Raw genomic sequence first — 13,881 nt, 5'->3', positions numbered from 1 at the left:
GCTCCCCCGTCCGCCCCGGCCGCTCCCAGGAACCGCCGGTCCACACCGGCTCCCCCGCGGGGCGGCGTACTTTCCCTGGGAATCCTCTTCCTCCTCGTCACCGTGCTGCTGGGGACGGCTGTCGGTTCACGTCCCGAACGTCCCCCCTTCCAAGGGCTCGACGAGCGCTGGCTCACCTGGATGACAGGTCCCCACGACGGCCTCTACGCCGCCGTGGCAGCCGTCCTGAACTGGTTCGGAGGGCCCTTGGGAGTGGTCGTCCCTGTCGGCCTGCTGATCTTCTTGATCGTGCGGAAGCGCTGGTGGTCCCTGTCCTACCTGCTCACCACCTACCTGGTGGGAAGCATGGCCTGCGTGACGTTCCTCAAGCACCTGGTGGACCGGCCCCGACCGGCGAACCCCTTGGTCCGGGTGGACCACGGTTCCTTCCCCTCGGGTCACGCCGCCGGGGCCGCGCTGCTCGTGGTGATCGTGGGCGCGCTCCTCGTACCGGCGGCGCGGCGTCGCGCATGGTGGATGGCGGGCGCGCTGTTCACCCTGGCCATGATGTGGAGTCGTACGTGGCTGTACGCCCACTGGCTCAGCGATACCGTGGCGGGCGCCTCGGTCGGCGCCGGCGCCGCGTTGTTGTTCTGGTGGCTCTTCAGACGGGGGCTGGCCCGCGAGGGCGCCGCCTCCCAGGGCTGAGGCCGCTTCAGGAGCTGAGCCGGTGCACCAACTCGGCCTCCACGTCCGGCACCGCAGGTGCGGCGCCCTGCTCGATCAGCGCGTGGAGGGCGTCGGCGATGGTTGCCGCGGCGGGCAGGTGCAGGCGGACCGTGGTGAGCGGCGGCTGTTGCAGAGTGGCGAGTACGAGGTCGTCGCAGCCGACGACGGCGACTTCCTCCGGGACGGCGATGCCCGCATTTCGAAGTGCGTGCATGAGAAGGGTGGCGTATTCGTCGTTGAAGGCGAAGACGGCGTCCAGACCCAGGTCCACCCAGCGCGCGGCCAGGGCCGCGGCGGACTCGCGCGTGTAGGCGAGTTCCATCGGCGTGACCGTGGCCATGTGCCGGGCCGCGACTCGCTGGGCACCGGCCAGCCTCGGCTGGCCGAAGGCGTCGAGGCCGCGCTCCTGCGGCAGGACCACACCGATCCGCTTGCGTCCACGGGCGATGAGGTGCTCCACGGCGACCTCGCCGATACGCCCGTGGTCGAACGCGACGGTGTGGACTCCGTCCACCGGACGGGCGGCGACAGCGAGCAGCCCGCGCACACCGGCGCGGCGCAGGATGCCACCGGCCTCACGGGTGAGCCGGTCGCCGTTCATGGCCAGCACCGCCGCGGGCCGCAGCTCCGCCCACGCGCGCGCGGCCGTCGCCGCGTCGGGGAAGCGGCCCGTGTGGAGCACCGTCGTATAGCCGTGGCGGTCGAGTTCGCATTGCAGGTCCTCCACCCAGCTGCTGACCAGGCTGCCGATCGCGGAGACCGAGGCCGGCAGCAGCACCAGGTTGCTGCGTCCGGCACGCAGAGAGCGGGCGGCGGCGTGCGGCACGTATCCGAGGTCCTTGGCCGCGGCCAGCACCCGGGCCCGGGTGCTGTCGCCGACCCGGTGGCTTTGGGTGTCGTTCAGTACGAAGGACACGGTGGCGCGGGACACCCCTGCGAGGCGGGCCACCTCCGTGCTGGTGATGGAGGCAGCGCCGGGCGTTTCTTTGGCCATGACGTCCTCCTTCGATCGCTTTTCCGGCCGGTCGACCGCTTCTCCTCCAAGGTTACACGTTTAACGCCAGGGCATTGCCGCCACAGCAGACCTCTTGGCATTCCTGACATTCCTCGCCATTCATCGACGATCGCCGGATTGTCTGAACACTCATGGACGGAGCCCGATGGATCAGAGCAGCCAGTCACCACATGAATGCCCCTTCCCGGTTCACGGCGGTCTGGTTCCGCTGCACGGCGGCCTGCTCGCCCACGATCCGCGCCATGTCTACGAGGCCCTGCGCCGGCGCTGGGGGGCGATCGCGCCCGTGGAACTCGGCCCCGGGGTCGAAGCCTGGCTCGTGATGGGCTACCAGGAAGTACTTGAGCTCGTATGGAACGAGCGGGCCTTCTCCAGCGACGCACGGCGGTGGAACACGATCGTCCAAGCCTCCCTGCCCGAGGACTCGCCTCTCCTGGCGGTTCTGGGCTGGCGTCCGGCCCTCAACCGCCTCGACGACGAGGCGCATCGCCGTCACCGCCAGGCCGTGACCGAGACCTTGAACGGCGTCGACACGCGCCGGCTGCGCAGTGCCGTCAGGCGCCAGGCCGAGACGTTGGTGGACGGATGGGGAATGAACCGCACGGCCGATCTCGTCACCCAGTACGCGCGCCCCCTGGTGGGGTACGCCTTCAGGGTGCTGATCGGGCTTCCCGAGTCCGAGGAGAGCAAGGTTGCCTCGCTGCTCGGTTCGATCGCCGCGACAGCCCACGACACGGCCCGCGCCGAGGCCGAACTGATGCGGACGCTGCATCGTCTGGTCGCCGAGAAGCGTGACGCGCCCGGCCCGGATCTCCCTTCGTGGCTGCTGGCCCATTCCGCCCAGCTGACCGAGGCCGAGGTCGCTCACAACCTGGCGGCGATCCTCTTCGCGGGAGGGGAGAGCACCGTCAACTGGATCAGTGGCACGATGCGCCTGCTGATGGGCGACGCCCGCCTGAATTCCGCGGTGGCGAACGGTCGGCCGACGGTCACGAACGCCGCCGATCGCGCACTGTGGGACGGCTCGCCGGTGCCCAATGTCGCCGGGCGCTGGGCGCGGAGCGATCTCACCTTCGCAGGATGCCAGGTCCGCGCCGGAGACCTGCTCATCCCCTGCCTGACGGCCGCCAACGCCGACCTTCTCGTCCACGACGCGCAAGACCTCGGAAGCCGAGCCCACTTGTCCTGGGGAACCGGTTCTCACGGATGCCCGGCCAAGGAAGCGGCCCGTTCGATCGCCGAAACAGCCGTCGATGTCCTCGTGCGTCGGCTGAGCCTGGTCCGCCCCGGTGATTCCGACACCGCTCTGTGCTGGCAGCCCTCCCTGTGGAGCGGCACCCCGGACGCACTGCCGGTGGCGTTCTCACCGATCCAACCCGGCCCGAACACCGCGGCCGCCGCGCCTGTGGTCCCCACCGTGATGGGTGTACCGGAGAAGCGGCGGGGCGCGCGGGCAGCCGACAGCAGCCCGACCCAGCAGGCATGGGGCTGGTGGAACTCCATGAACGGCTGGTGAGACGACTCACCGGAACCAGCCCGTCCTCGCTCGGGGCGGCCGCTCCTGGGCGGCGGCCACGCCCTGGCGCAGCCGAGGTCGGCTGCGGTCAGCCGAGCCGGATGCGGTCAGCCGAGCCGGATGCCGTGCCCGTAGGGAAACGGCGGGTCTCCGGAATCGTTGGGCACGTCCTCGCGCCCGGCTGCGACACTCGCCATCGAGCACGGGAGCTCGAAGGGCAGCCGCCCAGCGGCCGCCGCCCGGCCGAAGAGAACGTCCGGCAGCGCCGTGTCCGAGGCGCCGAAGTCGGCCACGAGGGCTGCCGCCCGGTCCGCGATTTCGGGTATGCCCGCCGCCCGGTCCAAGAAGATGTCGACGACGGCCGGAACGGCGGAAGCGACCTCTAGCACGGGCCACAGCTCGTCTCGGTGAAGTCGATGCGGCCGGCCCGGAGGAACGACTCGAAGCCGGTCGTCCGCTCCTTGTCGTACGGGGCCGCGATGCGCAGCACGGCGACATCGGCCTCTTCCGGGGTCTCCACCACGGTCGCGTACCGTGCCGCGACCTCGGGGTCGAGGCCTTCAGCGTAGATCCTGATCCCGGGAGCGAACGGCAGCAAGGCTTCCGTGGCACCGGCGGGACGGTCCTTGAGTACGGTGATCGAGCGGCTCTGCGCGGCGGGGCCGGCCGCGGTGAACTCCGGGTTGCCGCAGATCCGGGCAGCCCTGTCGGGGTCCACGTACGGATCGCCGAAGAGGCCGAGGACGGACTTCTCCCTCAACAGCCGCGTGACCGAACGGCCGATGCGCTCAGCCGTCACCCGGCCGGTGCGCACGAGTTCCACGATCAGATCGGGCCGGGCCGGGCCGGGCCGGGCCGGGCCGCCGGAGTACGCGGCATCGAATGCTCCTCCGAGCTTCAAAGGGCGTATGGACTGCACCACGTGGACTGCGGGCCCCATGGGCCGGCCCCTGCTGGGGGGCCGCCGCCTCCAGGCGGACCGCCTGCGATCGTCTCACCGGCCCCGGGCGCTCCCACGACACCCGGGGCCGGCCCGCCGCTCCCCCCGTCGCGGCGTCCCCGACAGAGAGATTACACGTGTAACTCACCCGACCCTAGAGCCACAGCCGATTCTCCGCGGCGAGCACCGCCTCCCGCTCCAGCAGCCGGGGGAAGGCCCGCCGCAGCAGCAGACACGCCCCAGCTCCCGCGAGGGCTCCGGCGACCACATCGCTGAGCCACTGGGCGTGCAGCCGGGTCCGGCTTCACGGCACGGCTGCGACGTACAGGGCACCGAACAGCCACCACCAGCGCCTCGCGCGGGGACGAAACAGCACCACACCGGCCACGATCACGAGCGTCACGGCCGTGAACACCTGACCGGAGGGGTACGAGCCGTCGTTGACCAGCGCCAACGGATGCGGCGGCCTCGGGCGTTCGAGCGCGTAGGCGAGGCCCGCAGCCGCTCCGCTCCTCACCGCCTTCCCGGCATGCGAACACCACCGGCCGTCCCGCAGTCATCGCGAAGCTTCACGCCCGCCCTAGCCGAGATCGTCGATCGCGTGCTACACAGTGTCCACACACGTCGCTAACACGTGTAACTAGATGCGCCCCGGTCCAGGAGCCATCCTCGCCGCGCGCCACTCGATACCGCGGCTCCCCTCCCCCTCCGCTCCCTTTCCGAGGAGTCGTCATGACCGCCGACGAACTGACCGAGCCGCGCACCCCTGAGGCGCTCGAAGCGCCCCGGCAGCGCGGACTCCTGTTGCTGCTGTTGGTAGCCAACTCTTCGATGCTGGCCGTCTACATGGGTGTCGGCTCGGTGCTGCTGCCCACACAGATCGCAGCGATCGACCCGGAGAACAAGGTCGCCCTCCTGGGCCTGATCGGCGGGATCAGCGCCGTCTTCGCGACTGCCTTCAACCCGATCGCCGGCGCCCTGTCCGACAGGTCCGGCCGTCGCAACCCGTGGATCCTGGGCGGCGCCCTGGCCTCCCTGGCCGGACTGGCCTTCCTCGGTTCCGTCCGGACCGCACTGCTCGTCGGCATCGCCTGGTGCCTGATCCAGGCCACCATGAACGTCTACCAGGCCGCCGTCACCGCCGTCGTGCCCGACCGGATCCCCGTGGCGAAGCGCGGCACCGCATCCGCGGTGGTCGGGCTGGCGCTGCCGATCGGCGGCACCGTCGGTGTGCTGATCGCCTCGCAGACCGTGGGGCAGGTGCGTACGGGATACCTCGTCTTCGGCGCCCTGGCCGCCGGTTCGGCACTGCTGCTGAGCGCGTTCTTCCGGGATGTCCCCCGGTCCGCACCGGCACCGGCCGTGCCCATGCGCCAGAAGATCGCCGCATTCCTCTCGGCACTGGCCAGCCACGACTTCCGCTGGGCCTTCATCGGCCGTGCGCTCATGGTGCTCGGCTATTTCTCGGTCATCGGATACCAGCTGTACATCCTGGACGACCACATCGAGCTGCCGGCCGGCCTCTCCCCCGCCGCCGCGATGGCCGTCCTCACTCCGGTGACGATGGTCGCGATGGCGGTGTCCACGGTGGTCGGAGGTGTCCTGTCGGACCGCTGGAACCGGCGCAAGGTGTTCGTCGGGGTCTCCGCCGCGCTCGCCGGACTCGTCATGGTGGTCCCCGTGATCAGCCCGACCTGGACCGGCATGCTCGTCTTCAACGCTCTCAACGGACTCGCCTTCGGCTGCTTCATGGCCGTCGACACCGCGCTCGTCACCCTGGTCCTCCCGCGGGCCGAGGACGCCGCCCGCGACCTGGGTGTCCTCAACATGGCCAATGCCGGACCGCAGATCATCGCCCCGTTCGTCGCCTCGGCGATCGTCACCGCCTTCGGCGGGTACACCCCGCTCTTCCTGGTCGGCGGCGTGCTCTCGCTGTTCGGCGCGCTCGCCATCCTGCCGATCCGCACCGTGCGCTGATCTCCCCCCGGGCCGCCTCCCCAGCGCGGCGGGTGGCCCGGCCCCTGCTCCGGCGGGCGTACGCCGAGGGTCGTACGCCCACCGGCTCCCTCCGTTCATCCCTCACTTCTCGAAGGAGCACCACGTGAGACGCAAGCGAGTTCTGCCGATGGCCACCCTGCTGCTGTGTACGCCCCTCCTCGCCGGGACGGCGCCCGCGGCGGCGTCACCGCAGGGTGCGCCCTCCGGCCCGCTGCGGATCCTGCTCACCAACGACGACGGCTACAACGCCCCCGGTATCCGTACGGCCTTCCAGATCCTGACCGCCGCGGGGCACGACGTCACCATCGTCGCGCCGCTGACCAACCAGAGCGGCACCGGGACGAAGATGCTCAGCGGCCCGACCGTGACGGTCAAGCACCCCGAGCCCAAGGTGTGGGCCGTCGACGGCACTCCTGGCGACTCGGTGGCCTTCGGTCTCTCCGAGGTCTTCGAGGGCCGGGCTCCCGACCTGGTGGTCTCCGGCACCAACTTCGGTCCGAACCTCGCAGGGCTCGCCACCCACTCCGGTACGGTCGGCGGCGCCGTCGCCGCCCTTGAGTACGGCGTGCCGGCCATTGCGCTCAGCACGGGCGGCTTCGCCGCGCCTGATCCGGTCGCAACCGTCAACGCCATGAGCCCCACCGTCGATTTCGCGGTCAAGCTCATCGACCGGCTGCGGAACCGGGCGAAGTCCGGCCCGCTGCTGCCCGAGGGCGTCGGGCTGAACATCAACCACCCCGTCGTGGGGGCGGACGGCAAGGGAACCGCCGCAGGCGTCGCCATGACCTTCCAGGACGCCCAGCAGCCGCTGAAGCCTGACTTCACCGATTCCGGGGACGGAACCTGGAAGGTGGCGGTGAAGTTCGCGCCGCAGCCTCCCGCCAAGGGCGGCGACGTAGAGGCCGTCATCGCCGACAAGATCGCGATCAGCCCCATGTCCGCCGACTGGAACGCCGGGCCGGCCCACTTCGCCGCGACGAGCGTCCTGCTCGCCGGGCTGCGCCCCTGACACGTGCCATCGGATGAGGGCGGAGCGCATGTGCGCTCCGCCCTCACCTTTGTGTGCGGTGCCTGGCCTCGGCGCCCCGTCAGAGGTGCTGGAGGACGGCGGAGGTGAATGCGGCGGTGGAGGCACTGCCGCCGAGGTCGCGGGTGCGCACCGGGGTGCCGGCCAGGACGCGGGCGATGGCGTCGGTGATGCCGGCCGCGGCCTCGGGGTGGCCGAGGTGGTCGAGCATCATGGCGGCGGACCAGATCGCGCCGATCGGATTGGCGACGCCCTGCCCGGCGATGTCCGGGGCCGATCCGTGGACCGGTTCGAACATGGAGGGGTATTCGCCCTCCGGGTTGAGGTTGGCGGACGGGGCGATGCCGATGCCGCCGGCCATGGCCGCCGCCAGGTCGCTGAGGATGTCCCCGAAGAGGTTGGAGGCGACGACGACGTCGAAGCGGGCGGGGTCGAGGACGAACTTGGCGGCCAGCGCGTCGATGTGCTCCTGGTTCCAGTCGACCGCGGGGTGCTCGGCGGAACGCTCGGCCACCAGCTCGTCCCAGAACGGCATGGTGTGCACGATGCCGTTGGACTTCGTCGCCGAGGTGAGGGGGCCGCCGCGCCGTTCGGCGAGGCCGAAGGCGAAGTCCAGGACCCGGGTCACTCCCCTGCGCGTGAACACGGCCTGTTGGACCGCCATTTCATCGGGGCCTCCGCGGTTCATCCGGCCGCCGATCTCGCTGTACTCGCCCTCGGTGTTCTCCCGGACGACCACGAAGTCCACCTCGCCGGACACCGCCGCGCGGATCGGGCTGGGAAGGCCGTCGAACACGCGGATCGGGCGCAGGTTGACGTACTGGCTGAAGGCCCGGCGGATCGGGATGAGCAGCCCCCACAGGGAGACGTGGTCCGGCACGCCGGGGTAGCCGACTGCGCCGAGGAGGATCGCGTCGTGGCAACGGAGCTGATCCAGGCCGTCCTCGGGCATCATCGAGCCGAGGCGCAGGTACCGCTCGCAGGACCAGTCGAACTGCTCGTAGGTGAACGCGATGCCGTGGCGCTTCCCGACCGTGTCGAGGACCTCCCGTGCCGCCGGGAGGACCTCGGTGCCGATGCCGTCGCCGGGTATGAGGGCGATGCTGTGGTTCGTCATGTCTCGCATTCCAGCAACCGGGCGCAGTCCGGGTCCAACACGTATCCCCGATGTCCCTCATAGGCTGCTCCTATGGGCCGGGCGGGACGGCGATCTCCAAGAACGCGCCGGCAGCCGGTGTCAGCTGCCCCTTGCGGCTCACCAGGACGTTGTGCTGGACGGAGGCCGGTTCCAGGTCGAGGACCAGGGCGCCGGCCCGCTCGGACAGCTCGGCCCAGGATTGCGTCACCACCGCCAGCCCGACACCCCCGAGTACCAGGGGCAGGAAGGCCATGCGGTGTTCGGTCTCCACCGCGATGCGGACGCCGACGCCCTGTGCTTTCAGGTCGTCGACGTAGGCGCGGATCCCGGTCCCCCGCTGCCCGACGATCAGCCGATGCCCTTCGAGCTGTTCGCGTTGAACGGCCTGTCCGGCCGGGAAGGGGCCGTCCATCGGGGTGACCAGGACGAGCCGGTCCTCTCCGATATGGTGCGGGACGACGTCCCGGCTCGTCAGTGGCGACGAGGTGGTCAGCAGTCCGAGTTCGCAGCCTCCGGTGCGCACCATCTCGACCACGTCCTCGCGGGTGAGGGCGACGCGCAGGCTGAGCGACACCGCTGGATAGCGCTCGGTGAAGCGCTGGACCATGGTGCTGAGGGGTTCGACCGTGGGTGAGGCCATCGCGGCGATCTCCAGGCGCCCAGCGCGCAGTTCGCGGACCGCGCCTACGCCGGCCCTGGCCAATTCCAGGGCGTGCAGGGCTTCCCGGGCCCGTGGAACCAGGGCGGTACCGGCCTCGGTCAGGACCACCCTCCTGCCCATCCGGTGGAACAGGCGGCTGCCCAGGTCGCGTTCCAGGCCCTGGATGGCCTGCGACAGGGACGGCTGCGACACGTAGAGCGCCGCGGCCGCGCGGTTGAAGCCGCCTTGGTCCACGATGGCGAGGAAGTACGTCAGCTGCCGGAAGTCCACGATTCAGCGCAGGCCGTCCGCGACGAACCGCACGCTCCCGTCACCGCCGCGCCGGAGCAGGCCGGCCGTGGGGGCGGGAAAGTGGCTGCCGATCACGAGCGTTCCCGTGTCGGCGTACCGGTCGACGAATGCCCGCCGAGTGGCTGCGGCCTGCGCCACGTCGGTGTCGGCGAGACCGGCCACATCGGGTTCGATGAACTGCACCGGGTGGTGCACGAGGTCACCGGTGATCACCGCACGGTCCCCGCCGGACTCGACCACGACCGCGACCTGGCCCGGGGTGTGCCCGGGAGCGGCTTCCAGGCGTACGCCGTCGCACACTTGGTGATCGGTTCCGACGAAGTCGACCAGACCCTCATCGATCAACGGCTGCATCGTGTCGTGGAGGTCCGCATCCGCCTCGTTCGTCCAGTGGTCCCATTCCTCGCGTGTGACCAGGTGACGTGCACGGGGAAAGGTCGGCACCCACTTTCCTTCCACCAGCCGCGTGTTCCAGCCGATGTGGTCGAAGTGAAGGTGGGTGCACACCACGGTGTCGATCGACTCCGGCGGATAGCCGAGGGCGGTGAGGTCGTCGAGCCACGTGGTGTCCAGCATCTGCAGGAACGGCACCGACGGCCGGGCGTTGCCCACGCACGTGTCCACGAGGATCCTGCGCGTGCCGGTGTCCACGACGAGCCCGTGCACCGAGAGCACGAAGGTGCCGTCGGCCCTGCTGAAGTCAGGAGCGGGCCACGGGTACCTCTTCAGGAGCGCGGTGTCATCCGTCCGCAGGGCCCCCGCACAAGGAACAGGCACCTCCGCCTCCAGCACTTTGTGAACCGTCGTCGCACCGATACGCCACGTCGCCATTCGATCCTCCACTCGATGATGGATCGAATAATATTGACGTTCGCCATAAATTCGCAATAAATTGAAGAGCCCAAGACCCTCGATCCCGGTCTGGAAGGACGCACCGCATGGGTTTCACTCAGGACGGCACCGCGCCCGTCGTGCACACGCGCTCGGGCCCGGTCCGCGGAGCCGTCGAGGACGGCCTGGCCGTGTTCAGGGGCGTGCCGTACGCGGCGCCGCCCGTCGGGGCCCTCCGGTGGCGCCCGGCAGAGCCGCATCAGGGGTGGAGCGGCACCCTCGATGCGACGACGTACGGCCCCGGTTCGCCGCAGGTCGTACGCGAGGGCGACCCGATACTCGGCAGTCACGGCCTCCCGCCCTTCGACGAGGACTGTCTGACGCTCAACGTGTGGACTCCGGGCACCGACGACGCCCGCCGTCCCGTCCTGGTCTGGATCCACGGCGGCGCCTTCGTCTCCGGGTCCGGCGCGATGCCGAACTACTCGGGCGAGACGTTCGCCCGGGACGGCGACCTGGTGGTGGTGAACCTCAACTACCGGCTCGGACCGCTCGGTCTCCTGTCCTGCGCATCGGACGACGGCACCGAGCACCACAACGTCTGGCTGACCGACCAACTCGCCGCGCTGCACTGGGTCCGGGACAACATCGCCGCCTTCGGCGGAGATCCCGACCACGTCACCGTCGCCGGCCAGTCCGCCGGCGCCCTGTCCACGGCGGCGCTCGCGGGCCACGCCGGTGGCGGGCGGCTCTTTTGCCGGGCCATCCTCCAGAGCGTCCCGCTCGCCATGCCCCTCGCCACACCTGACGAGGCCCTGGCCCGCACCGCCGCCTATCTGGAGATCGTCGGCGCGAAGGACGTGGACGAGCTACGCAGGCTGCCGTGGCCGCGACTGGTCGGAGCCACCGCCGCACTGCTCGCCTCCACCATGGAATGGGGGCACTGGACCACCCCGTTCGTGCCGGTGCTCGACGGCGTGACGGCGGCGCGGCAACCGGTCGAGAACCTGCTCGACGGTCCGGGCGCGGACATCGACGTCCTCATCGGCTGGACCGCGGAGGAGACCGCGTTCACCTTCGCGCTGGGCGAGGCGTACGCGTCGGCGACCAGGGAACAGGTGCTGCGCCGGGCACGGGACAGCTTCGGCGACGGCGCCGCCGAAGCGTACGCCGCGTACGAGGCCGCCCGCCCGGGCGCACGGCCCGTCGACGTGCTCGTCGACCTGACCACCGACGAACTGTTCAGGAAGCCCACCCTGGCATTCGCGCAAGCGCGGGCGGCCCGGGGCCGCCCGGTCTGGACGTACGAGTTCACCCTCCCCACCCCCGCGCACGACGGCCGCCTGGGTGCCCCGCACTGCCTGGACCTGCCGTTCGTCTTCGACAACTTCGACAAGTGGTCGCACGCGCCGTTCCTGTCGGGAATGGACGGCGAGACCGGGGACGGCCTCGCGAGGACCATGCACCGGGCATGGATCTCGTTCATCCGCACCGGCGACCCCAACCACCCGACCATGCCTCACTGGGACCGGTACGACCGGCAATCCCGCACCACCCTGCACTTCGACACCGTCACCACGGCCGTCTCACACCTCACGCCGCACTGACTGAGGCAGTGCATTGACGGTCGTCGAAGACGACCGGGGAGAAGAGGTGCGATGCGCGCTTCCGTGATGCCGCGCAGGTGGATCAGGGCTCGATGACCAGACGCTCGATCAGATCGTCGCGGAGGCTGAACTGATAGCGCAGGTCGACGCTTCCGCCGGGGAAGTCGCCTTCGAGGTGATGTGTGGCGACGTAGTGGGTCGGATTGGTCTGCTGCGCTTCGGTGAGTTCGATGGTGTAGGTGAATTCAGTGGCGGAGCGGTTCAGCCACTCTTCGATCGCGGTGGCGCCCTGGTACGTCCTGCCGTCGTCGGTCACGGTGGCGTCGCCGGTGAAGGCGGCGACTGCGGTCGCGGTGTCGTGATCGTGGTGGGCCCGCAAGTAGCGGGTGATCGTCTTGGGCAAGTCGCTCGGGGTGATGGTGTGGGGCTGATGGCTCGACATGACGGTCCTCTTGACTGTGGGGGCTCAGACGGTGGGGGTGGTGCCGCCGTCGATGACGTGTTCGGCGCCGACGATGGCCGAGGCCCGGTCGGAGACGAGGAAGGCGACGAGTTCGGCGACTTCCTCCGGTCGGTTGGGGCGGCCGAGGGGAATGCCGCCGAGCGAGTCCATGAGCCGGTCAAGGGCGGCTTCCCGGGTGACGCCGGACTCCTGGGCGATCCGGGCGACCAGGTTGTCTGCGGCGGCGGTCTGGATGAAGCCCGGCGAGACGGTGTTGACGCGGACGCCGTGCGGGGCGACCTCGTTGGCCAGGCCCTTGCTGTAGGTGGTCAGTGCCGCTTTGGCCGCTGCGTAGGCCAGCGTGCCGTTCCACAGCGGCATGCGGCGCTGGATCGAGGTGACGTGCAGGATCACGCCCCTGCCCCTCGCGATCATGCCGGGCAGCAGGCCGCGGTCCAGGCGGACCGCGGCCAGCAGGTTCACGTTGAGCTCCTTCGCCCAGTCCTCCTCGTCGAGCGCCGCGAATCCACCGGCCGGCGCCTCGGAGCCGCCGAGGGTGTGGACGATGACGTCGACACCTCCCCAGCGTGCCTGCACGTCGGCAATCACCCGGTCGGCGCCATCGGCGGTCGACAGGTCGGCGGCGATGAAGGTCTTTTCCTCGACTTCCTCGGGCCGGCCGCGGCCGGTGACGAGCACCTCGGCGCCGGCGCCGGCGAGCCGTCGGGCGATGGCGGCTCCGGTGCCCTTGGTGCCGCCGGTGACCAGGGCACGGCGGCCTTCGAGTGATTCACTGACGGGGCTGGTCATGATGTCTTCCGATCCCTGGTGCGCACGTTCGGCACCACACTCGGTTACTGCTAAAATAGCAGCTACTGACTTCGACTTTAGCAGTAACCGAGGGGATGGTCACCATGGCGAGCCGCATCAGGCTGGAGGACCGGGAGTGCCCGTTGTCCACGACGGTGGAACACGTCGGTGAATGGTGGACGCTGCTGATCCTCCACGACGCCTTCGACGGCTACACCCGCTTCGATCAGTTCCAGGAGAACCTGGGCATCTCCTCCAGCATGCTCACGGCCCGCCTGAAGACACTGGTGACGGACGGATTGCTGGAGCGTCGGCCCTACCAGACCAACCCGGTCCGCCACGAGTACGTGCTGACCGATCTCGGGCGCTCCCTGCGCCCGGTGATCGTCGCCCTGGCCGCGTGGGGCAATTCCCGGCTGGAGCCGGACGAACGCAGCATGATTCTCGTCGACGCGGAAAGCGGCGAGGAGGTCCAGCCCGTGGTCGTCGACGCCGGGACCGGCCGCCGGCTCGACGACAGCCGTGCCTACGTCTTCGCAGCGGGCCCTGCGGCCAGCGACGCCATGCGCAGCCGCTACGCCCACCAGCGACCGGTGCCCGTGGCCCCAACGCCGGGTACGTAGGCGGGCCCCCGCGAAGGACCGGTCGCCCGCACCCCGAGCCATCGCACCGTGCGCGTCCGCCCCGCACCGAGAACCGGGTGCGCCCTGCCTTGCCCTCGTCACGCCACCGCGGCCAGGACCCCCTTCTGTAGCGCTACTGCTGATCCGTGGAGATGCGTCGCGCCCGAAGCCTGCCTGGAGCCTGTGACACCGCCGCAGCCTCACTGCGCTGCCCGCGACCCGACCGTTGACCAGGACAATTGGAGAAGTCTCACTGGAGTAGGCGCACTTGCTC

The 13,881-nt window shown here is 70.2% G+C and carries 15 protein-coding genes; 6 read left to right on the top strand and 9 right to left on the bottom strand.

Annotation, left to right across the window (positions count from 1 at the left end):
* Positions 1 to 180 precede the first annotated feature (180 nt).
* Positions 181 to 687: a phosphatase PAP2 family protein gene (locus tag ACFY0D_RS34185; protein WP_390801800.1), complete on the top strand. Its 507-nt coding sequence runs from the start codon at positions 181 to 183 to the stop codon at positions 685 to 687.
* Between the two features lie 7 nt (positions 688 to 694).
* Here ACFY0D_RS34185 and ACFY0D_RS34180 read toward each other — a convergent pair whose 3' ends face one another.
* Entirely contained in the window at positions 695 to 1,702 is a 1,008-nt protein-coding gene (locus ACFY0D_RS34180; RefSeq protein WP_390801799.1) for a LacI family DNA-binding transcriptional regulator, read from the bottom strand.
* A gap of 94 nt (positions 1,703 to 1,796) precedes the next feature.
* Here ACFY0D_RS34180 and ACFY0D_RS34175 point away from each other — a divergent pair, with 94 nt between their 5' ends.
* Positions 1,797 to 3,239, top strand: a complete 1,443-nt coding sequence (locus ACFY0D_RS34175) for a cytochrome P450 (RefSeq protein ID WP_390801798.1) — start codon at positions 1,797 to 1,799, stop codon at positions 3,237 to 3,239.
* Positions 3,240 to 3,346: 107 nt separating this feature from the next.
* On the opposite strand, the gene ACFY0D_RS34170 is transcribed toward ACFY0D_RS34175, so the two are convergent.
* The 3 genes from ACFY0D_RS34170 to ACFY0D_RS34160 all read right to left on the bottom strand — a co-directional run bounded on the left by ACFY0D_RS34170 (position 3,347) and on the right by ACFY0D_RS34160 (position 4,696).
* Complete coding sequence (locus tag ACFY0D_RS34170; protein WP_390801797.1) at positions 3,347 to 3,628, bottom strand: hypothetical protein; 282 nt, start codon at positions 3,626 to 3,628, stop codon at positions 3,347 to 3,349.
* A complete protein-coding gene (locus ACFY0D_RS34165) occupies positions 3,622 to 4,179 on the bottom strand; it encodes a hypothetical protein (RefSeq protein WP_390801796.1) in 558 nt (185 codons plus the stop codon). The genes ACFY0D_RS34170 and ACFY0D_RS34165 overlap by 7 nt, the downstream gene beginning before the upstream one ends.
* Before the next feature lie 304 nt (positions 4,180 to 4,483).
* A complete protein-coding gene (locus tag ACFY0D_RS34160) occupies positions 4,484 to 4,696 on the bottom strand; it encodes a hypothetical protein (RefSeq protein WP_390801795.1) in 213 nt (70 codons plus the stop codon).
* A 215-nt stretch (positions 4,697 to 4,911) separates the two neighbouring features.
* Here ACFY0D_RS34160 and ACFY0D_RS34155 point away from each other — a divergent pair, with 215 nt between their 5' ends.
* Both ACFY0D_RS34155 and surE read left to right on the top strand, forming a co-directional pair.
* Complete coding sequence (locus tag ACFY0D_RS34155; protein ID WP_390801794.1) at positions 4,912 to 6,156, top strand: MFS transporter; 1,245 nt, start codon at positions 4,912 to 4,914, stop codon at positions 6,154 to 6,156.
* Between the two features lie 124 nt (positions 6,157 to 6,280).
* Positions 6,281 to 7,186, top strand: coding sequence for a 5'/3'-nucleotidase SurE (gene surE, locus ACFY0D_RS34150; protein ID WP_390801793.1), 906 nt, complete (start codon positions 6,281 to 6,283; stop codon positions 7,184 to 7,186).
* 79 nt (positions 7,187 to 7,265) lie between these two features.
* Here the strand turns inward: surE and ACFY0D_RS34145 are convergent, their stop codons facing one another.
* The 3 genes from ACFY0D_RS34145 to ACFY0D_RS34135 all read right to left on the bottom strand — a co-directional run bounded on the left by ACFY0D_RS34145 (position 7,266) and on the right by ACFY0D_RS34135 (position 10,125).
* Complete coding sequence (locus ACFY0D_RS34145) at positions 7,266 to 8,321, bottom strand: tartrate dehydrogenase (RefSeq protein WP_390801792.1); 1,056 nt, start codon at positions 8,319 to 8,321, stop codon at positions 7,266 to 7,268.
* A gap of 70 nt (positions 8,322 to 8,391) precedes the next feature.
* Complete coding sequence (locus ACFY0D_RS34140; RefSeq protein WP_390801791.1) at positions 8,392 to 9,273, bottom strand: LysR family transcriptional regulator; 882 nt, start codon at positions 9,271 to 9,273, stop codon at positions 8,392 to 8,394.
* Between the two features lie 3 nt (positions 9,274 to 9,276).
* Positions 9,277 to 10,125 carry an MBL fold metallo-hydrolase gene (locus ACFY0D_RS34135; RefSeq protein ID WP_390801790.1) on the bottom strand — a complete coding sequence of 283 codons (849 nt, stop codon included), beginning with the start codon at positions 10,123 to 10,125 and terminating at the stop codon, positions 9,277 to 9,279.
* Between the two features lie 107 nt (positions 10,126 to 10,232).
* Between ACFY0D_RS34135 and ACFY0D_RS34130 the strand changes: the two genes are divergently transcribed.
* A complete protein-coding gene (locus ACFY0D_RS34130; protein WP_390801789.1) occupies positions 10,233 to 11,732 on the top strand; it encodes a carboxylesterase/lipase family protein in 1,500 nt (499 codons plus the stop codon).
* Between the two features lie 82 nt (positions 11,733 to 11,814).
* Here ACFY0D_RS34130 and ACFY0D_RS34125 read toward each other — a convergent pair whose 3' ends face one another.
* Together ACFY0D_RS34125 and ACFY0D_RS34120 are read right to left on the bottom strand one after the other, a co-directional pair.
* Positions 11,815 to 12,174: a nuclear transport factor 2 family protein gene (locus ACFY0D_RS34125; RefSeq protein WP_390801788.1), complete on the bottom strand. Its 360-nt coding sequence runs from the start codon at positions 12,172 to 12,174 to the stop codon at positions 11,815 to 11,817.
* Between the two features lie 24 nt (positions 12,175 to 12,198).
* Positions 12,199 to 12,984 carry an SDR family oxidoreductase gene (locus tag ACFY0D_RS34120; RefSeq protein ID WP_390801787.1) on the bottom strand — a complete coding sequence of 262 codons (786 nt, stop codon included), beginning with the start codon at positions 12,982 to 12,984 and terminating at the stop codon, positions 12,199 to 12,201.
* A gap of 104 nt (positions 12,985 to 13,088) precedes the next feature.
* Between ACFY0D_RS34120 and ACFY0D_RS34115 the strand changes: the two genes are divergently transcribed.
* The gene (locus ACFY0D_RS34115; RefSeq protein WP_390801786.1) at positions 13,089 to 13,607 is read left to right on the top strand and encodes a winged helix-turn-helix transcriptional regulator; all 519 of its coding nucleotides are present in this window, start codon (positions 13,089 to 13,091) and stop codon (positions 13,605 to 13,607) included.
* Positions 13,608 to 13,881 lie beyond the last annotated feature (274 nt).

Source organism: Streptomyces sp. NPDC001502 (assembly GCF_042894785.1).
GTDB classification, from domain to species: domain Bacteria; phylum Actinomycetota; class Actinomycetes; order Streptomycetales; family Streptomycetaceae; genus Streptomyces; species Streptomyces kutzneri.
Note: the sequence above shows the minus strand (reverse complement) of the source record. Positions and strands in the feature narration are given on the sequence as shown.